The organism is Snodgrassella sp. ESL0253, assembly GCF_013344965.1.
GTDB lineage: Bacteria > Pseudomonadota > Gammaproteobacteria > Burkholderiales > Neisseriaceae > Snodgrassella > Snodgrassella alvi_B.
This window is the reverse complement of the sequence record NZ_JAAEDQ010000007.1, coordinates 60,619-84,274: the sequence shown is the minus strand read 5'-3', so window position 1 is coordinate 84,274 and position 23,656 is coordinate 60,619. Positions and strand designations below refer to the sequence as shown.

The 23,656-nt window shown below is 43.3% G+C and carries 22 protein-coding genes; 17 read left to right on the top strand and 5 right to left on the bottom strand.

Annotation, left to right across the window (positions count from 1 at the left end):
- Nucleotides 1-370 precede the first annotated feature (370 nt).
- The 9 genes from ilvB to GYX26_RS07275 all read left to right on the top strand — a co-directional run bounded on the left by ilvB (nt 371) and on the right by GYX26_RS07275 (nt 11,377).
- On the top strand, nt 371-2,143 hold the full coding sequence (gene ilvB / locus GYX26_RS07315) for a biosynthetic-type acetolactate synthase large subunit (RefSeq protein WP_174828712.1): 1,773 nt from the start codon (nt 371-373) through the stop codon (nt 2,141-2,143).
- Nucleotides 2,140-2,631, top strand: coding sequence for an acetolactate synthase small subunit (ilvN, locus tag GYX26_RS07310; RefSeq protein WP_100089735.1), 492 nt, complete (start codon nt 2,140-2,142; stop codon nt 2,629-2,631). The genes ilvB and ilvN overlap by 4 nt, the downstream gene beginning before the upstream one ends.
- An 84-nt stretch (nt 2,632-2,715) precedes the next feature.
- A complete protein-coding gene (gene ilvC / locus GYX26_RS07305; protein WP_174828711.1) occupies nt 2,716-3,732 on the top strand; it encodes a ketol-acid reductoisomerase in 1,017 nt (338 codons plus the stop codon).
- 93 nt (nt 3,733-3,825) lie between these two features.
- A complete protein-coding gene (locus GYX26_RS07300) occupies nt 3,826-5,166 on the top strand; it encodes an MFS transporter (RefSeq protein WP_100112918.1) in 1,341 nt (446 codons plus the stop codon).
- Between the two features lie 138 nt (nt 5,167-5,304).
- A complete protein-coding gene (smpB, locus tag GYX26_RS07295; RefSeq protein ID WP_100089732.1) occupies nt 5,305-5,751 on the top strand; it encodes an SsrA-binding protein SmpB in 447 nt (148 codons plus the stop codon).
- 316 nt (nt 5,752-6,067) lie between these two features.
- The gene (locus GYX26_RS07290) at nt 6,068-6,322 is read left to right on the top strand and encodes a hypothetical protein (protein WP_100089731.1); all 255 of its coding nucleotides are present in this window, start codon (nt 6,068-6,070) and stop codon (nt 6,320-6,322) included.
- A gap of 697 nt (nt 6,323-7,019) precedes the next feature.
- Complete coding sequence (gene guaA, locus GYX26_RS07285; RefSeq protein WP_174828710.1) at nt 7,020-8,585, top strand: glutamine-hydrolyzing GMP synthase; 1,566 nt, start codon at nt 7,020-7,022, stop codon at nt 8,583-8,585.
- Between the two features lie 488 nt (nt 8,586-9,073).
- A complete protein-coding gene (locus GYX26_RS07280) occupies nt 9,074-10,270 on the top strand; it encodes an MFS transporter (RefSeq protein ID WP_174828709.1) in 1,197 nt (398 codons plus the stop codon).
- 135 nt (nt 10,271-10,405) lie between these two features.
- Nucleotides 10,406-11,377, top strand: coding sequence for an alpha/beta hydrolase (locus GYX26_RS07275; RefSeq protein ID WP_202984296.1), 972 nt, complete (start codon nt 10,406-10,408; stop codon nt 11,375-11,377).
- Nucleotides 11,378-11,498: 121 nt separating this feature from the next.
- Here the strand turns inward: GYX26_RS07275 and GYX26_RS07270 are convergent, their stop codons facing one another.
- On the bottom strand, nt 11,499-12,380 hold the full coding sequence (locus GYX26_RS07270; RefSeq protein ID WP_174828707.1) for a LysR family transcriptional regulator: 882 nt from the start codon (nt 12,378-12,380) through the stop codon (nt 11,499-11,501).
- 253 nt (nt 12,381-12,633) lie between these two features.
- Nucleotides 12,634-12,786 (bottom strand): hypothetical protein, encoded by a 153-nt coding sequence (locus tag GYX26_RS07265; RefSeq protein WP_174828706.1) that lies wholly within the window; start codon nt 12,784-12,786, stop codon nt 12,634-12,636.
- A 594-nt stretch (nt 12,787-13,380) separates the two neighbouring features.
- On the opposite strand from GYX26_RS07265, the gene GYX26_RS07260 reads away from it, so the two are divergent.
- The gene (locus tag GYX26_RS07260) at nt 13,381-13,686 is read left to right on the top strand and encodes a hypothetical protein (RefSeq protein WP_174828705.1); all 306 of its coding nucleotides are present in this window, start codon (nt 13,381-13,383) and stop codon (nt 13,684-13,686) included.
- 345 nt (nt 13,687-14,031) lie between these two features.
- On the opposite strand, the gene GYX26_RS07255 is transcribed toward GYX26_RS07260, so the two are convergent.
- Complete coding sequence (locus GYX26_RS07255; RefSeq protein ID WP_100089724.1) at nt 14,032-14,226, bottom strand: CsbD family protein; 195 nt, start codon at nt 14,224-14,226, stop codon at nt 14,032-14,034.
- 407 nt (nt 14,227-14,633) lie between these two features.
- On the opposite strand from GYX26_RS07255, the gene GYX26_RS07250 reads away from it, so the two are divergent.
- The 7 genes from GYX26_RS07250 to GYX26_RS07220 all read left to right on the top strand — a co-directional run bounded on the left by GYX26_RS07250 (nt 14,634) and on the right by GYX26_RS07220 (nt 21,763).
- A complete protein-coding gene (locus tag GYX26_RS07250) occupies nt 14,634-17,015 on the top strand; it encodes a sel1 repeat family protein (protein WP_174828704.1) in 2,382 nt (793 codons plus the stop codon).
- Between the two features lie 174 nt (nt 17,016-17,189).
- Nucleotides 17,190-18,263 carry a tRNA dihydrouridine(20/20a) synthase DusA gene (dusA, locus tag GYX26_RS07245; protein ID WP_174828703.1) on the top strand — a complete coding sequence of 358 codons (1,074 nt, stop codon included), beginning with the start codon at nt 17,190-17,192 and terminating at the stop codon, nt 18,261-18,263.
- 35 nt (nt 18,264-18,298) lie between these two features.
- Nucleotides 18,299-19,093 carry a thymidylate synthase gene (locus tag GYX26_RS07240; RefSeq protein WP_174828702.1) on the top strand — a complete coding sequence of 265 codons (795 nt, stop codon included), beginning with the start codon at nt 18,299-18,301 and terminating at the stop codon, nt 19,091-19,093.
- Nucleotides 19,090-19,587, top strand: coding sequence for a dihydrofolate reductase (locus GYX26_RS07235; RefSeq protein ID WP_174828701.1), 498 nt, complete (start codon nt 19,090-19,092; stop codon nt 19,585-19,587). Before GYX26_RS07240 ends, GYX26_RS07235 begins: the two co-directional genes overlap by 4 nt.
- 223 nt (nt 19,588-19,810) lie before the next feature.
- Nucleotides 19,811-20,308: a thiol peroxidase gene (gene tpx, locus GYX26_RS07230; RefSeq protein WP_174828700.1), complete on the top strand. Its 498-nt coding sequence runs from the start codon at nt 19,811-19,813 to the stop codon at nt 20,306-20,308.
- A 123-nt stretch (nt 20,309-20,431) separates the two neighbouring features.
- The gene (locus GYX26_RS07225) at nt 20,432-21,109 is read left to right on the top strand and encodes an epoxyqueuosine reductase QueH (protein ID WP_174828699.1); all 678 of its coding nucleotides are present in this window, start codon (nt 20,432-20,434) and stop codon (nt 21,107-21,109) included.
- 321 nt (nt 21,110-21,430) lie between these two features.
- The gene (locus GYX26_RS07220; RefSeq protein WP_100089716.1) at nt 21,431-21,763 is read left to right on the top strand and encodes a multidrug efflux SMR transporter; all 333 of its coding nucleotides are present in this window, start codon (nt 21,431-21,433) and stop codon (nt 21,761-21,763) included.
- A gap of 49 nt (nt 21,764-21,812) precedes the next feature.
- Here the strand turns inward: GYX26_RS07220 and hfq are convergent, their stop codons facing one another.
- Together hfq and der are read right to left on the bottom strand one after the other, a co-directional pair.
- Nucleotides 21,813-22,061 carry an RNA chaperone Hfq gene (hfq, locus tag GYX26_RS07215; protein ID WP_100089715.1) on the bottom strand — a complete coding sequence of 83 codons (249 nt, stop codon included), beginning with the start codon at nt 22,059-22,061 and terminating at the stop codon, nt 21,813-21,815.
- 84 nt (nt 22,062-22,145) lie between these two features.
- A complete protein-coding gene (gene der, locus GYX26_RS07210; protein ID WP_174828698.1) occupies nt 22,146-23,597 on the bottom strand; it encodes a ribosome biogenesis GTPase Der in 1,452 nt (483 codons plus the stop codon).
- Nucleotides 23,598-23,656: the final 59 nt, after the last annotated feature.

Below are 23,656 nucleotides of genomic sequence, written 5' to 3'. Positions count from 1 at the left end.
TTAATAATTAACAAAAACCTATAATTTATTCAAATTTGGACAAATTAATCAAAATAAACAGTTTAATTTGTCCAAATTAAGCATTATATTGCTCATAAATAAAAAAATTCAGCATAAAATAGATTAAAAACCCCATAAAAACAGCAATTTTCATAAAATTAGCGCTTGCTTAACATCAGCACCTGATTTATCGTAAACACTCATTTAGCTAACCCAAACCTGCTAATCCGACTATCTGACGCAGAGCCAACAGTCCATCACAATAGGTGTATTCGCGTACCCAAAATCGCTGTTTACATCTATTAAATCTTACCGGATGAAGATGCATTGGCAACGTGTCAGTCGGACTACTAGAACATAAGAGGTTGATATGCAACTTTCAGGTGCACAAATACTCGTGCAGAGTCTCAAAGCCGAGAATGTAGAATATGTTTTCGGATATCCCGGCGGAGCAGTTCTCGAAATTTACGACGCCATCTTTCAGTTAAAAAAATTTCGCCACATACTGGTCAGACACGAACAGGCCGCAGTTCACGCTGCCGATGCCTATTCACGTGCCAGTAATGGTGAAAAAATCGGCGTAGCACTGGTCACATCCGGCCCGGGTGCCACCAATGCCATTACCGGTATTGCCACCGCCAATTCCGACTCAGTACCCCTCGTGGTTATTTCCGGTCAGGTTGGCACACCCGCCATTGGTTCCGATGCGTTTCAGGAAGTAGATACCGTTGGCATTTCCCGCCCCTGCGTGAAACATAATTTTCTGGTAACACACGTCAGCGAACTGGCCGAGACCGTAAAAAAAGCATTCCAGCTTGCCCGTACCGGCCGGCCCGGAGTAGTGGTTATCGATGTGCCTAAAGATGTCACACAGGCAATGGCAAAATTCAGCTATCCACAGGAAGACATCAATATCCGCTCCTATCAGCCCGTTACCCACGGGCACACCGGCCAGATAAAAAAAGCAGCACAGGTAATGGCTGCGGCCAAACGCCCGATTATTCTGTTTGGTGGCGGCGTGATACTGGGCAATGCCAGCAATGTCCTCACTGACTTCATCCAGTCTACCGGCACACCCTGTGTATCCACCCTGATGGGATTGGGCGCATTCCCCAGCACCAATCGTCAGTTTCTGGGCATGGTAGGCATGCATGGCTGCTATGAAGGTAATCTGGCCTTGCAGAACGCAGATGTCGTACTGGCCGTGGGCGCACGCTTTGATGACCGCGTTGTCTCTGTACCAGACAAATTTACCGATGATGGCAAAAAAATCATCCATATCGATATCGACCCCTCCAGCATTGCCAAACGCGTTAAAGTAGATGTGCCGATTGTTGGCGATGTAAAAAACGTCCTTGCTGATTTACTCGCCCTGTGGCAGAAGCAGAATCTGGCTTTCAACAGCAATGCACTGGAAAGATGGTGGAAAACCATCGAAAACTGGCGCAGCTACAACAGCCTGTGGTTTGACAGCACAGGCGAATCCATCACGCCGCAACAGGTAATCCAGACATTAGCCAGACTTACCGGCAACAATGCCCTCATTACCTCAGATGTCGGCCAGCACCAGATGTTCACTGCGCAGTACTACCCGTTTCAGCGGCCGCGCCAATGGCTCAATTCCGGCGGACTGGGCACCATGGGCGTAGGCCTGCCTTATGCCATGGGTGCCAAACTGGCCAAACCAGAGGAAGACGTATTCTGTATCACCGGTGAAGGTTCCATTCAAATGAACATTCAGGAACTGTCTACCTGTTACCAGTATCGCCTGCCCATCAAAGTAATCAACCTGAATAACGGCTTTCTCGGCATGGTTCGCCAGTGGCAGGAGCTGTACTACGAAAACCGCTACTCCGAAACCTATATGGAATCACTGCCCGACTTTGTCAAACTGGCCGAAGCCTACGGCCATATCGGTATCCGGGTTGAAAAAGCAGCCGACATAGAAGGTGCCCTGAAAGAAGCCATTGCCCTGAAAGACCGGCTGGTATTCATGGACTTCATTACCGACCGTACCCAGAATGTCTACCCGATGGTAGGCAATGGCAAAGGACTGGACGAAATGGTATTACCACCGCATATGAGTGAACCCCCGACTGCCGCAGGCAGTGACCGCGAACAGAATAGCCGGAGTGCATCATGAGACACATTTTATCTATTCTGATGGAAAACCAATCTGGTGCCATGAGCCGCATCGTCGGCCTGTTTTCAGCCCGTGCCTACAACATCGATTCTCTGTCGGTATCGCCCACAGAAGACAAAACCCTGTCACGCATGACAATCGTCACCAGCGGTAACGATCTGGTCATGGAGCAGATAACCAAACAGCTAAACAAACTGATTGAAGTCATCAAGGTAATCGACCTCAATGACAGCCAATACGTCGAACGCGAATTAATGCTGGTCAAGCTGCGCGCCACCGGTAAAGACCGCGATGAAGTACTGCGTCTGGCTGATATTTTCCGCGGCCACATCATCGATGTTACTGATAAAACCTATACCGTAGAAATCACCGGCACCAGCAACAAACTTGATGCCTTTCTGGATACCGTGGGCAAAACACTGATTCTGGAAACAGTTCGCACCGGTGCAGCCGGCATAGGCCGCGGTGAGCGCATGTTACGTATTTAATCAGACACGCTGACAAAATTACCGGCTTAAAGCCATACCCGAACACCAATTATAGAATCACAGCATTAAACCAAAGGAATAACCATGCAAGTTTATTATGATAAAGACGCCGACCTGTCATTAATCAAAGGCAAAACCGTAGCCATTATTGGTTATGGCTCACAAGGTCATGCCCATGCTGCCAACCTCAAAGACTCAGGTGTAAACGTAATCGTAGGCTTACGCAAAAACGGTAACTCATGGCACAAAGCAGAAAATGCCGGCCATGACGTACGTGAAGTGGCCGAAGCCACCAAAGCGGCGGATGTAGTCATGATTCTTACCCCGGATGAATTTCAACCGGCAGTATATGTAAATGAAATTGCCCCCAACCTGAAAGACAATGCCACCCTAGCCTTTGCCCATGGCTTCAATATCCATTACAACCAGATTATTCCGGCTAAAAATCTCGACGTAGTCATGATTGCCCCCAAAGGCCCCGGTCACACCGTGCGCAGCGAATTTCTCAAAGGTGGCGGCGTACCCAGCCTGATTGCCGTACATCAGGATGCAACCGGCCGTGCCCGTGACATTGCCTTGTCCTATGCAGCAGCCAACGGCGGTACCAAAGGCGGCGTTATCCAGACTACCTTCAAAGAAGAAACCGAAACCGACCTCTTCGGCGAACAGGCCGTATTGTGCGGCGGGCTAGTTGAATTAATCAAAACCGGTTTTGAAACACTGGTAGAAGCCGGCTATGCCCCCGAAATGGCTTACTTTGAATGTCTGCACGAAATGAAATTAATCGTAGACTTAATCTACGAAGGCGGCATTGCCAACATGAACTACTCCATTTCCAACAATGCAGAATACGGTGAATACTTCACCGGCCCGCAAGTAGTAAATGAACATTCACGTCAGGCAATGCGTGAAGCATTAAAACGCATTCAAAACGGCGACTATGCCAAATCCTTTATCGTGGAAGGTGCTACCAACTACCCGTCCATGACTGCCCGTCGCCGTCAGAATGCCGAGCATCCGATTGAAGTTGTCGGTAACCAGCTACGCAGCATGATGCCATGGATTGCCAAAAACAAACTGGTTGATCAGGACAAAAACTAATTTAGCTGCCTAAGACAGCTTGTACCCAAACAAAAAGCTTGTGTATGCATTTTCATATACAAGCTTTTTTCAACCCTGAATCCAAGAAAAATTATGACTAACACACCCGCATCGCAGCCCGAATCTGCACCTCAAATCACCCAAAATTCCCCTACTAAAGTTGCCGTTGCCAGTCTGGTAGGGACAGCCGTAGAATTTTACGACTTCTACATATACGGTCTGGCCGCCGCACTGGTACTGGATACCCTGTTTTTTGCAAACAAGGATCCGGCACTTGCCGTCATGCACTCATTTCTGACCTTCGGCATCGCCTTTATCGCCCGCCCCATTGGTGCAGCACTGTTCGGCCATTTCGGCGACAAAGTCGGCCGCAAAACCACCCTGATTGCATCCTTACTGATAATGGGCATCAGCACCACCCTGATTGGCTTTCTGCCAACCTACCAACAAGCTGGCATCTTTGCACCAATTTGCTTATGCATCCTGCGCTTCTGTCAGGGGCTTGGGCTGGGTGGCGAATGGGGCGGTGCCGCCTTACTGGCTACCGAAAACGCCCCCAGAGGCAAACGCGCCCTCTTCGCCATGTTTCCACAAATCGGGCCTCCTATCGGCTTTATTACCGCCAGCCTGATATTCATTATCCTGTCCAAAAGCCTGAGCAACGAACAAATGATGGCTTGGGGCTGGCGTATTCCCTTTCTGCTGAGCATAGTGCTAGTTGGCCTTGGCATGTATGTCCGCATGTCGATTATTGAAAGCAATGCCTTTCGCAGCATGGTTGCCAAACAGAATGCAGTAAAAGTGCCGCTGGCTGATACCGTCCGTAAGCATTACAAACAGCTTATCCTTGGCTCACTGGCGGCCATGTCATGCTTTACCCTGTTTTTTCTGTCTACTGTATTTTCCCTGCAATATGCCACCACACAGCATCCATGGCAAAGCGCAGCATTATTCAACAAAATTGACTACCTATTTATCCTGATGGGTGCCATAGTATTTATGGCTTTAGGTTCGCCCGTCTCAGCATGGCTTTCCGATAAAATCGGCCGCCGTCCGATATTTTTAATCGGTGGCATCCTAACCGTAATAATCGGTTACTTCTACGGTGATTTAATCAATTGTGACAGTACTGCTGTTGCCGCCATATTTCTGTCCTTTTCTTTATTTGTTATGGGCATTCTATGGACACCACTGGCTGCCTTTTTACCGGAAATATTTCCTACCAACGTACGATATACCGGTGCAGCCATATCTTTCAGCTTCGGCGGCATTCTGGGCGGTTCACTCACACCCTTTACCGCCGCATGGCTAGTTAAAGAATACAGCTTACAGGGTACCGTGTATGTTGGCTGGTTTCTGATCGTTTCCTGCCTGCTTAGCATGCTCGCCGTCCTGCTGCTACCCGAAACCCATCGACAGGAAATTGAAAACTAAAATAGATAAAAAACCGATTAGCCCAATCGGTTTTTTATTTATTCCATCTATTCCCATCAGCTTTATTAGTAATCTGTCTCCATTGCCCATTCTTTCTGCTAAAATAGACACAAAAATACAACGTAACAGAAAACCAATATGAGCATTATCAACAATAAAAAAGCCTTTCACGATTACTTTATTGAAGAACAGATAGAAGCCGGCATCGTTCTGGAAGGCTGGGAAGTCAAAGCCATTCGTGCAGGCCGGGTGCAAATCAAGGAAAGCTATATCCAGTGGAAAAAAGGTGCCTTCTACTTAGTCGGCAGCCACATCACTGCATTGCCTACCGCCTCCGATCACGTCAAACCCGATCCGGTACGCCAGCGGAAACTTCTACTGAATCAATCTCAAATCAACAAACTGATTGGCAAAGTAGAACGCAGTGGCTATACCCTCGTCCCCGTCAACATGCATTACAGCCATGGCTATGTCAAAATCGACATGGGCTTAGCCAAAGGTAAAAAACAGCACGACAAACGCCAGAGCAGCAAAGAAAAAGACTGGAACCGTGAAAAACAACGGCTAATAAAACAGGCTCGCTAACACATGCCAAATCATAAAATATTAAAAAGGGAAATTGATATTCTTCAATTTCCCTTTTTAATAAAATTTAAATCTGATTGATAATCGCCATCCCATCCATTTGATCCATAAAATAAAAGCCATCAATAACTGCCAGAAAAGCCAAAACAAAAAAACAACTCAAAATAAATTAAAAAGTACATCATTACCTACTCATCCACCCCATACCACATTCCTGCAAATTTAACTAAACAGACACCTACTAAAATATGTTATATTTAAAACTTAAAAGTACAACATAACCATTGTTTTCAATAACAAAAAAGAGAAATTAGCGATGAAAAAAACTGCTTATCTTTTAGGGCTGCTATTATTAAGCGGCTGTATAACAATCAACGGAGATTATCGCCTTACTGCCCAAGATGAAAATGGTAAAGATTTATTACCTAAAATGAAATTGCTGGCACATGGCACCGGCATCTACACCGTTAAAAACTCCCTATGTGCATCCTTTCCCAAAGCTACTATTCGTATTTACGACCTCCGCACCAACGAAGAGCTCAAGGGTGAAAGCCCGCGCAAATGCCGCTAAATCCGACTCCATCATCAATAAAATAATAGCATTTCCTCGTCAATAATTTATTGCTAGGTTTTATTGGAAAAAATAACATTCAGCAATAGCATGAGTTATCAACCCAAAGACTTAAAAATCATGCAGTAATAGCGATGTAATTCAATAGCCCACACAAGCATTTAGCTGTTTTTTTGCCGGAGTAAATACTTTCATACCCCTGCTTTGTGGGCTAGCAATCTAATAAATAATGAAGATTTAAGCGTGCTAATATTTTTATTAGCGGCAATAAGCACATATCCACTATCTGTAATCAGTCAACTTTATCAGAACAACTAACGGACTGGACAGAGAAGTTAATACCATTAAACTCTTGCATAACATTTACACCTAAACCCATCATTAACAAAAAAGTATTTCTATATGGAATTTGGTAAAACATTAAGTTACGACTATCAGAATCGGTTTAGCAGCATCCTGAAACTTCTGACAAAAAATCGAAAAGAGAAGCTGAATAAAAACCATAAAAGTATCCACCCCACAAAACAGCAAAACCGAATAACAGCAGCCATAAAACAAATACATTAATTATTTTATCCAGATAGATAGCATATTTTTCACAATATTAGTTTTCCCCATACAGAGCACTTGCAGAAATAAAAGCAGAAAAGTGTTAAAATAACTCGCTTCATACTCAAACACCTGTCAAGAGCCTAGCATGAATCAGGATAAAATTTTAATTCTCGATTTTGGTTCACAAGTAACCCAGCTCATCGCCCGGCGCGTACGTGAAGCTCATGTTTATTGTGAATTACATTCATTCGACATGCCCATTGCCGACATCAAGGCATTCGCCCCCAAAGGCATTATCCTGTCTGGCGGCCCCAATTCAGTATACGAATCAGACTATCAGGCCGATCCAGAAATCCTTAATCTGGGTATCCCCATTCTTGGCATCTGCTATGGCATGCAATGGCTGGCACACACCATGGGTGGTGAAGTCAGCGGTGGCGACCAGCGCGAATTCGGTTATGCTCAGGTGCATACAGAAGACAGCCAGTTTACCAATGGTATTTTCGACAACCAGCCCAACACACTGGATGTATGGATGAGCCATGGCGACAAAGTAAGCAAACTGCCAGAAGGCTTCAAAAGCATTGGCCATACCCCTAGCTGCCCTTATGCCATCATCGAAAACCCGCAGAAACACTTCTATGGCGTACAGTTTCATCCCGAAGTTACCCATACCAAACAAGGGCGTGAACTAATCAACCGTTTTGTACTGGACATCTGTCAGGCCAAACCAAGCTGGACAATGCCAAACTACATCGAAGAAGCCATTACCAAAATTCGCGAGCAGGTAGGCACCGATGAAGTTATTCTGGGTCTTTCCGGTGGCGTGGATTCATCCGTAGCCGCAGCCCTGATTCACCGTGCCATCGGCGACCAGCTTACCTGCGTTTTCGTTGATCATGGCCTGTTGCGCTATCAGGAAGCGCAAATGGTTATGGACATGTTCGGCAAAAACCTTGGCGTAAACGTAATTCACGTCGATGCTTCTGTCGATTTCCTCGAAAAACTCGCCGGCGAAACCGACCCCGAACGCAAACGCAAAATCATCGGTGCCGAATTTGTCGAAGTCTTCCAGCGCGAAGCCGGCAAACGCCAAAACGCCAAATGGCTGGCACAAGGCACCATCTACCCTGATGTTATTGAAAGCGCCGGCGCCAAAACCAAAAAAGCGCATGCCATCAAAAGCCATCACAACGTGGGCGGCCTGCCGGAAACACTCAACCTGCAACTGCTGGAACCACTGCGCGACCTCTTCAAAGACGAAGTGCGCGAACTAGGCGTAGCTCTGGGACTACCACGCGACATGGTATATCGCCACCCCTTCCCCGGCCCCGGTCTGGGCGTGCGTATTCTGGGCGAAGTTAAACGCGAGTATGCCGACTTACTGCGCTGTGCCGACCACATCTTTATCGAAGAATTGCGTAATACCTGTGATGAAGATGGCCTATCCTGGTACGACAAAACCAGTCAGGCATTTGCCGTTTTCCTGCCGGTAAAATCCGTAGGCGTCATGGGAGACGGCCGCACCTACGAATACGTAGTTGCCCTGCGTGCAGTCATTACCAGCGACTTCATGACCGCCCACTGGGCACACCTGCCTTACGATTTACTCGGCCGCGTTTCCAACCGCATCATCAACGAAGTCCGCGGCATCAACCGCGTGGTTTATGATGTCAGCGGCAAACCACCTGCTACCATTGAGTGGGAATAACAGCGCACCCACCATATTAATGCAAACCAAAAAGCCTTGTTCACACAAGGCTTTTTCTTTTTCAGCATCCTCTAGCTCCAAAACCCAGCTTATTCCCGCCACCAGCAATAAAAAACACATTTTTCAGAAAAAATAACAGCAATACTTTCATACTAAATCTGATTTCCCACTACAAGCTGATTGCATCATCTATCATGTTTTCAGTAACTTATCTTCGCCATCTAAAGCCAGCATTTACTTCACGCCCCCAAGCAAATTTCAGTACATATCATCCTTAAAAAGTCATCAAACCATGCTTTTCGGGCATCAATTACCATAAAGTATAAGTATTTTACACAGAAATTTTAGCTACTTATACTTTTCAAAACAGCCTGAAAGAATCAATCAGCCAATAAAACATCCACAAAAAACATAGTAAATGCCTACACGACTCTAAAAAACGAATACCACATCAATTGCACAAACCAGATAACGGAGATTCAGCAATAATGCAGCAGCAAACCCATCAGCCACCAGCAACAGCACACTGGTCTGCCGTTTTCTCATTATTCATGGGCGTTACCAGCCTCATCAGTGCCGAATTTGTCCCGATTAGCCTGCTAACACCAATAGCCAAATCCCTGCACATCACTGAAGGCATGGCAGGGCAAACTGTTACCGCAGTAGGTATTTTTGCCGTAATAGCCAGCCTCTTCCTTTCATCAGTAGCCAAAACCACCAACAGGCGCACAGTTTTATTAATCATGTCTGCCATGTTAATAGCAGCAAATACATTAATTGCCTTTGCCCCAAACTATATTCTACTGCTTAGCGGACGTTGCATATTAGGGCTATGTGTCGGCAGTTTCTGGTCATTAGCATCCGCTGTTACCATACAACTGGTACCGGAAAAAGAAATTTCGCGCGCGCTCAGCATCGTCTACGCCGGCGTATCCGTGGCAACCATCATTTCCCTGCCATTGGCCAGTTATCTGGGTAATCTAATCGGCTGGAGAAGCATCTTCCTGCTTACCGCACTTTTAGGCCTTACCGCATTTATCTGGCAATTCCTCTCCTTACCCGCCCTACCGGCGCAAGCTGATAGCAACTTTAAACAAATGCTCTTACTCTTAAAACAGCCATGGGTAGCCACCGGAATGCTGGCCACCATATTCAGCTATGGCGGCTATCATATTTTCTTCACCTACTTAAGACCTTTTCTGCAACATACCCTTGCCCTGCCAGCTAATACCTTATCCATACTGTTACTGATTTTCGGCATCGGCAATTTTGCCGGCACCATTATCGCCGGATGGATAATGCATAAACACTTTAAACCAACCATGATAATCAGCCACATCATTTTATTTATTCTGGCCGTTACATTACTGTTCAGCCACAACAATCCGGCCACCGATTCAGCACTTATTGTTGCATGGGGTTTCATGTTTGGTTTTCTGCCTGTCGGCTGGTCGACATGGATAGCCATTACATTGGCCAACAAAGCCGAAATGATGGGCGGCCTGTCTGTCGCAGCCATACAATTTGCCATTGGCTTAGCTGCGGCCATAGGCGGCTTCATCTATGACCATCAGGGCATACCGGGAATTTTCTTAAGTTCCGCACTAATTTTTATCGCCGCACTAGTACTAATCAAAACCAGCTTTGCACTATATACCCGCACAACAGCAAAACAATTTTCATAACTTACTCTTCACCCTATTCAACAAAGAGACTTTCAAATCATGCAAAACATCTGCCTTTATCTCAAAAAGAAAATTTTCATAACCATATGTCTCAGTTTTTTCGGACTGTTTCCCCCACTATCAATTGGAGCCAATATGTCAAACAACGCAGATAACTTTTATCAAAGCAAACAAGTAACCATGCAGAAAGTCAGCTTTCTCAATCAGTATAAAATGAAAGTGACTGGCAATCTGTTTATGCCGAAAACATTAGCGGCGAACACAAAATACCCGGCTATCATTGTCGGCCATCCCATGGGCGCAGTAAAAGAACAAAGCGCCAATTTATACGCCACCAAAATGGCCGAACAGGGCTTTGTCACACTGGCAATCGACTTATCATACTGGGGTGAAAGCGAAGGACAACCACGCAACGCCGTATTGCCCGACATGTACAGCGAGGATTTCAGTGCCGCCGTCGATTTTTTAGGTACCCAGCCTTTTGTAGACCGCAACAATATAGGCGTAATCGGTATTTGTGGCAGTGGCAGTTTTGCCATCAGCGCCGCCAAAATCGACCCGCGTTTCAAAGCCATCGCCACAGTCAGCATGTACGACATGGGTGCCGCGAATCGCAATGGCCTCAATCATTCACTCACCTTGCAACAGAGAAAACAAATTCTTCAGCAAGCAGCAGAACAGCGTTACATAGAATTTACCGGCGGTAAAACTTTATATACCAGCGGTTCCATCAATAAAGGGCAAATTACCGCCAAAGACAGCCCAATCGCACATGAATTTTATGATTTTTACCGCACCGCGCGTGGCGAATTTACCCCGGCTGGCTCTCAACCTGAATTAACCACCCACCCCACTCTGACCAGCAACACTAAATTCATGAACTTCTACCCTTTCAACGACATAGAAACCATCTCTCCGCGGCCATTATTATTTATCACCGGTGATAAAGCCCATTCCAAAGAATTCAGCGAAGATGCTTACCGCCGTGCTGCCGAACCTAAAGAGCTTTACTATGTCAAAAATGCGGGACACGTTGATCTGTACGACCGCGTCAACCTGATTCCATTTGACAAACTGGTTTCATTCTTCAAGGCAAATCTGCATTAACACCACAGCATAACAAAAAAACATATCATTAATGTTTAAAAAATCTCTGCTTACCTGCACCATAAGCTTAGTTTATGAGTGCAGGTATAGCCTTGCATAAAACTAACCGCAGATTCCATCACTAAACACAAAAACTTGCCTTCAAGCGTTGTAAAAACAAAGCAGAAACCCGCGAAAATAACTGATATCTTTTCCAGACAACATTAACATCAACTTCCAGCAGCGGCTCCAGCGGCCTGAAACAGAACACACTTTCCCCGGTAGTATTAATCAGCTTGTCCAGACACAGCGCATAGCCCACCTTTTGTTCCACCAGCAACGCCGCATTAAAAATCAGATTATACGTAGCAACCACATCAAGCTTGTTATAATCCCTTTTTATCCATCTGGCCATACTGTCACTCACATACTTCTGTCTCGACATAATCAGAGGCAGGCTCCATAAATCTTCCGGCCGGATAAAATCACGCTCAGCCAGCTCATCATCCTTTCTCATCAATACGCCCCATCTATCCTTCTGCGGCAGACACAAAGATTCATAATTCTCCAGATAAGCAGGATCAATCAACACCCCGAAATCCAGTAAGCCCTTATCAATCCGCTCCGTCACATCATTAGCATTACCACTATAAATATGAATACGAATATGCGGATAATCCAACTGCATCGCCTTAATCACCTTCACTACCAGCCTTAAAGCGTCTGTTTCACCACAGCCAATATAAATATCACCACTAAGCGTTTTATCAGACTGGTGAAATTCAGCTTCAGTTTTGTTCACCAGCTCAAGAATTTCCTCAGCACGCTGGCGCAAATGCATACCTTCTTCAGTCAGCATAATTTTCCGGCTGCCACGGATAAACAGCTTACTCCCCAGCTCTTCTTCCAGCTCCATAAGCTGGCGCGACAGCGTTGGCTGAGTAATATGCAAATAATCGGCCGCAGCCGTCACACTTTCCTGTCTGGCCAGCGCCAGAAAATAGCGTAAAACCTTAATATCCACCCGTTCACCCCTCCTGACCCGACAACCAAAATATACTCTCTAAGCAGAATATCTATTTCCTTTAAACAACCCGGCATTAATTTAATATTTAACTGGCAATCAATCCTATCTATAAAAATCAGCCTGCCATAAAATATTATTGCAGCCACATCAGCTTAAAATCAAACCAGACTATCCAAACAAAATTATCCAGCAAAGCCATTGCTCATTTTCTATCAATAATTCACCAATAAAATCAGCCACTACTCTTATGCTAATAAACAAAGTCAGCATAGATAACCCACCAGCTAGATTGATTACAGCCAATATCATTACGCACATAAACCAGATTTTGAGCCAAAGCAATAAAATGCACTGATACCCCCATCCCGATACCAGCTTCAACAGCACAACTATGCGTAGACATACTACTGGCTGTCAGGCAGCAGGATTTTTCATGCTATTTTTTCTAATCATGGTGATACTGGCAGGTACTGGTACGTTTCAGGCCAGCCAACAAAATGCCTCTTTAAACTTAGCATCTTCCCTGCCCGCCGGTTTGCCTTGCAGATAGATTGCAGCAGCATAAAAACCAAACCCAAGTACGCCTAAGCACCAGATATTGATATTATCCCGTACACAGCGTACTGCTTAACTGAATCAGCAGCACCATAAACAAGCGTTTATCCTTTTACTACTGAACTTATTGGCCACTAAAATAGCCATTTCTACCAATCAGATTGCCATTTATCTGTTTGCATTCGTAGCCGCGAGTGTGATTGGCAATCTGTTAATTAATGCATAAAAATTTCAAAATAAACCACACTCTAAATCAATATAATCTTTGACAAAAAATAACCTATTACCTTAAAGTTAAATCACGTAAACATAAATCAATATCTATCTAAACGTAAATTCGAAAATGGATATTATTTCAATGATCAAATCTTTAATATTTCTATTTCCTATGAGTTGTATTCATGAATTTTTCTCATAACAATTTATTCCGTCTGAAGACGATATGAAAAAAATTGCAGAGTACTTAATCACAACCAGAAAAGAGCTTAATGATAAAAATGCCAGCCCCATGGAAAGAAAGCTGGCATTACTGACTGTACCTTATTTAAAGTATCTGGATTTAAGCCAAATAGATTTTTGGGAAGAAAATTATAGTGATGATATAGAGCTTTTATTCAATCTTTATGTTGTACAAGGAGTTCACCATAAAGGCCTCAGACGAGTTATATGGAATAAAAACGATTTAAATTATTATTATTATGATCCATTTTCACTAAAAAACAAAGCAAGAAAAATAAATTGCAGCTAAGAAGACTTATGAACAGCACAGCACGGTCAATTATTTTTATATACATTCTGCCCATATTGCTATTACTAATACTATTTATTTTGAGTTCAAGTATCGGTTCGGCAATATTTTATTATGCTTTTGGTATTATAATTGGAATCAATCTGATTTTTTTCAGCTTAATCCTGTATCGTAATCGAATTGTTATTGATGCCACTGAAAAGATCATTAATCAATATCCAGATTTAATAAAAGGATTAGATCTGGAGGAGCAGAAATAAATTAATAATAAACCATCAATTAAAATATTTAAGCCCATCACCAATAAGCCGCTCTTGTTGAGCGGCTTATTTATCATTTCAGATATTAATCCTGAAATTTTTTCTTAATCGAATCAACAGCGCCATCTATCGCATTAGAGACATCGTGAACGGCGTCTTTTACACCACCAACAGCCTTGTCTACCATACCTTCAGACTGAGTTTTAGTATCACCAACTACCTTACCAACATTTTCTTTTACTTCGCCTTTGGCTTTATCAACGAATCCATTGTCACTCATAACCATCTCCATTCTGTTTGTTTACTGTTTACAACAGCATTAAATTAAACTACTGCTAAATTCTTATCCTTCAAAAACTTATCATAGAGAGACAATCATGCGCCTGCAATGGCTAAAGCCCACTTTTGCAGCTAATTACAAATATCATTGCAAAATAAGCAAATCACACAATTAATTAACTTAAACAGATATTTATGCATATAACTACACATTAGTAATCGCCACGCTACAGTGTTTTATCTCAGGCAATATTAAACCTGCTACCTCAACAATAGTCATATACAGTTTTATTTAAGACGGTTTTTAAATATAATTATTCGTTAAATTTAAACAAGATAATTTTATTTTAGGCAGCAAACTTAAAGTTCAGTTACAAAAACCTGAAACCAGCTAAAACAGGATTAGTAATGGAAAATAATGATATTGATGCGTTGATTAAGAAACTCAGTCAAATTACACGTAATGATGGGAATGAAACATATGCAGATGCCCAATTTGAATTAGGATTGATCTACGATAATGTAAAATACAATTATGATCAGGCTGAAGCTTATTATTTAAACATCACCAGAGAAGATTGCCCTGAAGTTTATGCTAATGCCCAATTAAATTTAGGACTTCTTTTTGATGAAATAAAAGGCGATTACGATAAGGCTGAAGCCTGTTACTTAAATATCTCCAGAGAAGACAGCACTGAAATTTATGCACAAGCTCAACTTAAATTAGGACTTCTCTATACTAATAAAAAATATATAAAACACAATTATGATCAGGCTGAAGTCCATTACTCAAATATTACCAAAGAAGACAGCCCTAAGATTTATGTTAAAGCTCAATTTAAATTAGGATTTCTATATGCTGATATAAAGCACGATTATGATCAGGCTGAAGCCTGTTTCTCAAACATCACAAGAAAAGATGGTTCTGAAATCTATGCTCGTGCGCAATTATGTTTAGGACTCCTTTATGATGGAAGAAAACATGATTACGATAAGGCTAAAGTCTGTTATTCAAACATCACAAGAAAAGATGGTTCTGAAATCTATGCTCGTGCTCAATTATGTTTAGGACTTCTTTATCATGAAATAAAACACGATTATGATAAGGCTGAAGTCTGTTACTTAAATATCACCAGAGAAGACTATCTTGATAGTTTTACTACAGCTCAACTTAATTTAGGATTTTTATATACTGATATAAAACCCGACTATGCTAAAGCCGAAGCCTGTTACTCAAATATCACCAGAGAAGACCATCCTGATAATTATGCTAATGCCCAGTTTAATTTAGGATTTTTTTACTATAATAAAAAACACGATTATGATAAGGCTGAAGCCTGCTGGATAAATATCATCAGAGAGGACAGTCCTGAAGCTTATGCTCGAGCTCAATTTAATTTGGGTTTTATTTATGAGTATAAGAAAAATAATTTGGTTAAAGCCATTGAGTCTTATTCAAATATTTTAGAAAGTGACTATCAGGAAGCTTATTCTACAGCTCAGTCCCAGCTAGCTAATATTTATTTTTTTCATAAAAACGACAGCAATAAAGCCCGAGATTATTATAATAAAATCAAATATTGCAGTTCTACGTCTTATATTTATGTTTCAGCCAGAGTAATATCAGAACTAATTGATATTAATCCAAACTTTATTTTAAATAAAGAGAATTTAAAAGAATCAATTCTTGCTAATATTAAAAATATTTGTACGTTAGCAAATGATATAAAAAAAACATTATTAGTTTCTTTCAATATAGATAATTCATCAAATAATGACACAGAAGCAAAAGAGCCAGAACGGCGCGTTGCCCATTATACCAAGCCAGTAGTCTTGTTTAATCTGCTTAAAGGAAAAAATCCCAGTAAATTCCGGCTGAATATCGTAGATTTTATGAATGACCCCAGTGAAAATCAGGTATTAACCAACTGGCTGAATATCACTAATAATTCGGATAATGAGATCAAAAGTTTTTTAGCCAGTTTTTCGTTTAATCATAATTCTTTAAACCAGTTCCGTTTATACGGCAATGAAGATAATATCTTAGGTTCCGGCGTAAGTATTGCTTTTAATCAGTCATTTTTTGGATGGGATACAGAGCGTAGTATTAATAATAAAAAAATTGAAATGAAAAATAATTCTTCTTTTCCTTCATATCAATTTGATGAATTGAAAACCAACTCAGATAAAATTGAAAATAATAATGATTATAGCCTCCATTTTTTACCATTATATCGTTGCCTGTATTTTGACCCAAAAACTGAATATATGTCTCTAGCCAAACGCAATAAGCAATCGTTTTATCTGGAAATGTGCGACGAAAAAAAAGAAACTGCTGCCATAGACGATGAATGGGAAAGATATATTGATGCATTAAACGAAGAGGAAAAAATAAAAATTATTCGCAAACAGCTAAAAGAAATAAAAAAATTAATGGAAGAGCTTTTAGAAGATAAAGAATTGCAAAAGATACCCAATCTGGAGCAATTGCTTAGTTTGGCCGTATTACCCATTTCCTGTCTGATAAAACATGCCGCCTTTGAAGACGAAGACGAATGCCGCATGATTTATATTACTCATATTGGTGACGAAAATATTGTAGAACCACAGGATTACCAGTCTGCTAATAGTTTGTATGTTGAATACACTAATGTAGAAAATCATATTGATAATATTTATTTAGGCCCGCAGTGTAAATTACAGCATAAATTATGGCTGCAAAATCATTTCAAGAAAAAACAGCAAGGGAAACAAATCAGGTTGATTAAGTCTGAAATGCCGCTGCGTTAAACTACTTAAATAATTAGAGATTGATGCAAAGATTCATTTTTAGCATGCAGTAAAGGTAAGCTGCTTAGTTAAGCCATGTATAATCTAGCTTTATGAGAAAATGAATACGGGGGAATGGCTGAGCTGAGTTTCTGGCTCAGCTTGATTTCACTGATGTTTTAAGAATGCTGGATTATGCAAGAAAGTAAACAGTTAAGCAGTACAGATGATTCTGTGCAAGGTAGTGGTTGTCAGCCTGATAACAGCCCTCAGCCGAAAAGAACCTTGTCTGTGGCGCCCATGCTGGACTGGACAGACAGGCACTACCGCTATATGGCCAGACTGATTTCCAGAAACGCATGGCTGTATACGGAAATGATTAATGCCAATGCAATCATTCATGGTAATAGCGATAAATTACTGGCTTATCACCCGCAGGAGCAGCCTGTTGCCTTGCAGCTAGGCGGCAGTGACCCCGCAGCTTTGGCGCAGGCAGCAAAAATTGCCGCCGGTTATGCTTACAATGAAATCAATCTGAACTGTGGCTGCCCCAGCCCGCGGGTACAGCAAGGTGCCTTTGGTGCCTGTCTGATGCGCGAAGTTGCGCTGGTAGCGCAATGTCTGAATGCGATGCAGGATGCTGTATCCATTCCGGTAACCATCAAGCACCGTATTGGACTGGATAAAGAAACAGCCTACCAGCCGCTGGCCGATTTTGTTGGTACATTACGCGAGCAAACAGCCTGCCGTATTTTTATTGTGCATGCGCGCAATGCATGGCTGGAGGGTTTATCTCCCAAAGATAATCGTGATATTCCGCCGCTGCGTTATGATTACGTTTATCGTCTGAAACAGGAATTTCCTGATCTGGAAATTATTCTTAATGGTGGCGTTACCACCAATGAACAAATCAGCCAGCATCTGCAATATGTGGATGGTGTGATGGTTGGGCGCGAGGCTTATCATAATCCGATGCTGATGCGCAGTTGGGATGCTGAATTTTATGGCAGCAGGCAGCCTGCCGTTGAATATGAGGCGCTGGTTGAGCAGTTAATCGACTATACGCAGCAGCAACTGGCTGAGCCAGATCATTCTTTACGCCATATGGCACGGCATTATCTGGGGCTGATGCACGGGCTGCATGGTGCACGCCAGTGGCGGCGCATGTTATCCGACGCTGCATTGTTAAAAAATAACAATGCCAGCCTGATTACCGCAGCATGGCAGGCGGTGAAAAACAGCAGCATCAGCCAGTCTGTATCAATTTAAGCTACAATTGCCCTATTTTGTATTGGATAATCCGCATGCAACAGTATCTTGATTTAATGCAACACGTGCTCGACCACGGTGTAGATAAGGCAGACCGTACCGGCACCGGTACCCGCTCGGTATTCGGCTATCAGATGCGCTTTAATCTGGCTGATGGCTTTCCTGTACTCACCACCAAAAAGCTGCACTTACGCTCCATTATTTACGAATTACTGTGGTTTTTACGTGGGGATACCAATATCCGCTACTTGCATGAGCACAATGTTTCCATCTGGGATGAATGGGCTGATGCCGATGGCAATCTGGGCCCGGTATATGGTTATCAGTGGCGTAGCTGGCCTGCGCCGGATGGCCGCCATATCGACCAGATAAGCAATCTGCTGCAACAGATTAAAACCAATCCAGATAGCCGCCGCCTGATTGTTTCTGCGTGGAATCCGGCTTTAGTAGACGAAATGGCCTTGCCTCCCTGCCATGCGCTGTTTCAGTTTTATGTCGCCGAAGGCAAACTGTCGTGCCAGCTTTATCAGCGTAGTGCGGATATTTTTCTGGGCGTACCATTTAATATTGCCAGCTATGCTTTGCTGACAATGATGATTGCTCAGGTATGTGATTTAAAAGTAGGTGAATTTATTCATACACTGGGTGATGCTCATCTGTACAGCAATCACTTCGAACAGGCGAAGCTGCAATTAAGCCGCAGCCCGAAAAAGCTGCCGCAAATGCACCTTAATCCCGAGATTAAAGACCTGTTTTCTTTCCAGTTTGAAAATTTTACACTTTCTGATTATCATCCGGATGCCCATATTAAAGCCCCTGTAGCAGTATGAATAAACACAACAAAATTACCTTAGTTGCCGCATTGGCTGATAACAACTGTATCGGTGAAAACAACCGTATTCCTTGGCACGTACCTGAAGATTTTGAATTTTTTAAAAATTACACCATGGGGAAGCCCGTGGTGATGGGGCGCAAAACCTGGGAATCACTGCCGAAGAAACCGCTGCCGGGGCGGCCAAACTATGTTATCAGCCGGCAGCAAGAGCAGCAATTCAACGGGGCTATTTTGTGTCACAGTATCGAAGAGGCAATTCAGCAACTGGCGGATTGTCCGGAAATCATCATTATGGGCGGAGCGCAAATTTACGCTCAGGCGATGCCGATGGCCACAGATTTACGCTTAACCAGAATTCATGTGAGCGTTATGGGTGACACCTTTTTTCCAGTAATTGACGCCAATGAATGGCGGCAAACAGAAAGCAGCAGTCATATCAGCAGTAAAAACAATATTGCTTATGATTTGCAGCATTTTGTACGGCGCTGAGCTTCTATCTAAAGATTTTTCTTGATAGCCAATTTGCATTCAGCCTGAATACAGCAATATCTGTAACGGCAATGCTTACTGGCTAATTGCATTAATTAACTTTGCTTATGCGCCGGTGTTTTAACAACTGTAATCAGCATAGATAAACTTTGACAGTTACCCACCAATCCCCCACAATAAGCCTACACCTCATTAACCAGATTAAACATCAAAGGATACAATCATGAGTACAGTTACCCTGCAAGGTACACCCGTAGAAGTAAGCGGCCAGTTTCCACAAGCAGGCAGCACCGCACCGGCATTCAGCCTTACCGATGCCAGCCTGAATGAAGTATCACTTGCAGACTTCGCCGGCAAACGCAAAGTGCTGAATATTTTCCCCAGCGTAGATACAGGTGTTTGTGCTGCGTCAGTACGCCATTTCAATGCAGCCGCAGCCAAGCTGTCCAATACAGTTGTATTGTGTATTTCTGCTGATTTACCTTTTGCTCAGGCACGTTTTTGTGGTGCTGAAGGGCTGGATCAGGTAAAAACTTTATCTACATTCCGCCATCCTGAATTTCAGGATCAATACGGCGTTAAGCTCAGCAATGGCCCTTTGGCTGGCTTATGTGCCCGCGCTGTCATTGTGCTGGATGAAAACAATCAGGTATTACATAGCCAGCTAGTGGCTGAAATCACCACTGAGCCAGATTATGAGCAGGCATTAGCTGTGCTGTAAAACAGCCCTCTAGTACAAGCGTTCAGATATCTGAACGCTTTTTTTCTTTCCGGCTATGTTGTTGTGCTGGCAGCTTTGTTAAAATCTCTTCAGAAAAATATCAAATAACAGGAAATCACATCAATGAATCCACAACCAGTCACCACAGCGGTACAACGCCCCAAATTAACTCCTCCCAATGGCGCAAATAAGGTATTGCTACACTCATGCTGCGCCCCCTGCTCCGGTGAGGTAATGGAAGCCATGCTGGCCGCCGGTATTGATTACACCATTTATTTTTATAATCCCAACATTCATCCGAAAAAGGAATACGAAATTCGCAAGGATGAAAACAAGGCCTTTGCCGAAAAATTCAATATTCCCTTTATCGATGCTGATTATGATATGGATAATTGGTTTGAACGTGCCAAGGGTATGGAGTATGAACCTGAGCGTGGTATCCGCTGTACCATGTGCTTTGATATGCGCTTCGAACGCACTGCTTTATATGCGCATGAAAACGGCTTTCCGGTTATTACCAGTTCATTAGGTATTTCCCGCTGGAAAAATATGCAGCAGATTAACGACTGCGGCAAACGCGCAGCAGAAAAATATCCCGACCTTACTTACTGGGACTATAACTGGCGTAAAGGCGGTGGCAGCCAGCGCATGATTGAAATCAGCAAACGTGAGCAGTTTTATCAGCAAGAGTATTGCGGCTGTGCCTACTCTTTACGTGATACCAATGCATGGCGTCGTGAGCAAGGCAGAGAAACGATTAAAATCGGTACCAAATACTACGGCGTTGAAGACGAAGCATAAGCAACCAGCCTGAATATAATAGTTTACAACTGATTGCGCCAACGGCTCATCAAAAACAGTTCAGTATCAAAGCGGATTCTGGTATAAATCCGCTTTTTCTTTGGTAAAAAATGGCAGAACAGAAATGAAATTATCAGCAATCCATTGTGTTGGTGCTGATAATCAAATTTTCTATCATCGGGCAACACTGTCGATATCTCAGCCAGATAACCCAAATGACTAAACCACACTACAGCGCGCTATAGACAATATGACTGAACAGTAGCTTTTCCGGCTATGTTCTGCCATGCTTAAGCGCAGAAGCAGCAAAAAAGGATAACTATGAATCAATGGCTTTTTCTAGCAGTAGCCATACTGGCGGAAATATTTGCAACCAGTATGCTCAAGCTGAGTAATGGCTTTACCCGGCTCATGCCCAGCATCTGTTCGATTATGGGCTATATAATCTCATTCTATTGTCTGGCACAAACTCTGAAAACCATGCCAGTAGGCATTGCCTATGCGGTATGGTCTGGCGTAGGCATTGTTTGTGTCTCCGTAATAGCTTGGCTTAAATTCGGGCAAAAGCTGGATATGCCTGCCATTTTCGGTATTGGCCTGATACTGGTTGGCGTGGTGGTTATTAATCTGTTTTCCAAATCGATGACCCATTAGCAAAAAACCGTGGTTGCCCACGGTTTTTTGCTTTAACAGAATAACTGAATTACTCTGCTGATGCAGGTTTCTGCTCGTGCTGCAAACTTACTGCTCGTGCAGGCACAATCGTAGAAATTGCATGTTTATACACCATTTGTGTTACTGAAGTGTTACGCAATAACACAACATACTGGTCAAATGATTCCACCTGACCTTGTAGTTTGATACCGTTAACCAGATAAATTGATACTGGCACGTACTCTTTCCGCAGTGCATTCAAGAAAGGATCTTGTAACATTTGTCCTTTGGCGCTCATGTGGATACTCCGTTTTTTTGATTATGTTGTCGCTAAGCTGCACCCGCGTACAGCGATTAGAAAAGCGAAGTCAATGCTATCACATTACAGCGCGTTTGTTTTCTTCGAACTGACTTTATTTTTACGCTTTACCTGCTTTTTCGATTGTTTAACCTGCTCACGCTTGGCAATACGGTTACTTAGCTTAACCCGACGCAAAGGTTGCGCTGGTTTACCATCTTTTTCTTCATAGGGATTTTTATTTACATTATATTGAATACGTAAAGGTGTTCCCTGCAAATGAAATGCTTTGCGAAAGGTTTGTGTCAGATAACGGGTATAAGCATCACTGATATGTTGCAAGGCATTACCATGTATAACAATGACTGGCGGATTCATGCCTCCCTGATGGGCATAACGCATCTTGGGGCGAATCAGTCCGGCACGGGGAGGTTGCTGCCGCTCCAGCGCACTTTGTAGCACACGGGTTATTTTTGGCGTTGATAATTTAATCATTGCCGCATCGTAAGCAGCCTGAATCGAGCTGAACAGCCCGTCAATTCCTTTTTCTTTCAACGCGGAAATAAAATGGAATTTAGCAAAATCCAGAAAATACAGTTTACGCGCAATATCCCTTTTTACCTGCTGCTTGCGCTCATCACTCAGTCCATCCCATTTATTAACCGCCACCACCAGCGCACGGCCTGCCTCTAAAGCAAAGCCGGCAATGGTGGCATCCTGATCAGCTATGTCCTGCTGGGCATCCAGCACCAGCACAGCTACATTAGCGGCCTCGATTGCCTGCATTGCCTTAATCACGGAAAATTTTTCTATTGCATCATCAACCTTGCCGCGGCGGCGTACACCGGCGGTATCAATAATGGTAAACGGTTTATCACCACGCTCAAAATCAATATGAATCGAATCGCGGGTAGTACCGGCCATATCAAAAGCAATGACCCGTTCCTCGCCCAGTATGGCATTCACGAGGGTTGATTTACCCACATTCGGCCGGCCAATAACTGCAAAAACCGGATGATGGCTTTCAGCTTCCTCTTCTTTATCAGGAAATGTTTCCAGCACTGTTTCTATCAGTTCATAAACGCCGTCACCATGCGCACCAGAGATAACCACCGGTTCACCAAGACTCAGTTCATAAAATTCAGCAGCCAGAACAGGCCGGTTACCACCCTCACCTTTATTAACGGCCAGATACACCGGACGGGTACTCTGGCGCAGACGATTAGCAATAATCTGGTCTTGCGGTGTTAAACCGGTACGTCCATCTACCAGAAAAATAACCGCATCAGCCTCATCAATAGCCTGTAGCGTATGTCGAGCCATTTCATACAGGATACCGCTGTCTACTACCGGCTCAAAGCCTCCGGTATCCACCACCAGATAAGGTTTAGTCCCTACCCGGCCATGGCCATAATGACGGTCTCGAGTCAAACCGGGTAAATCAGCAACCAGTGCATCCTTGGTGCGGGTCAAACGGTTAAATAATGTTGATTTGCCTACATTCGGGCGACCAACCAGAACAATCGTTGGTTTCATATTGATTCTTTCAGATAATTTTGCCTTGCTGTAAAACAGCAACAGCCTGCCAGTGGCAA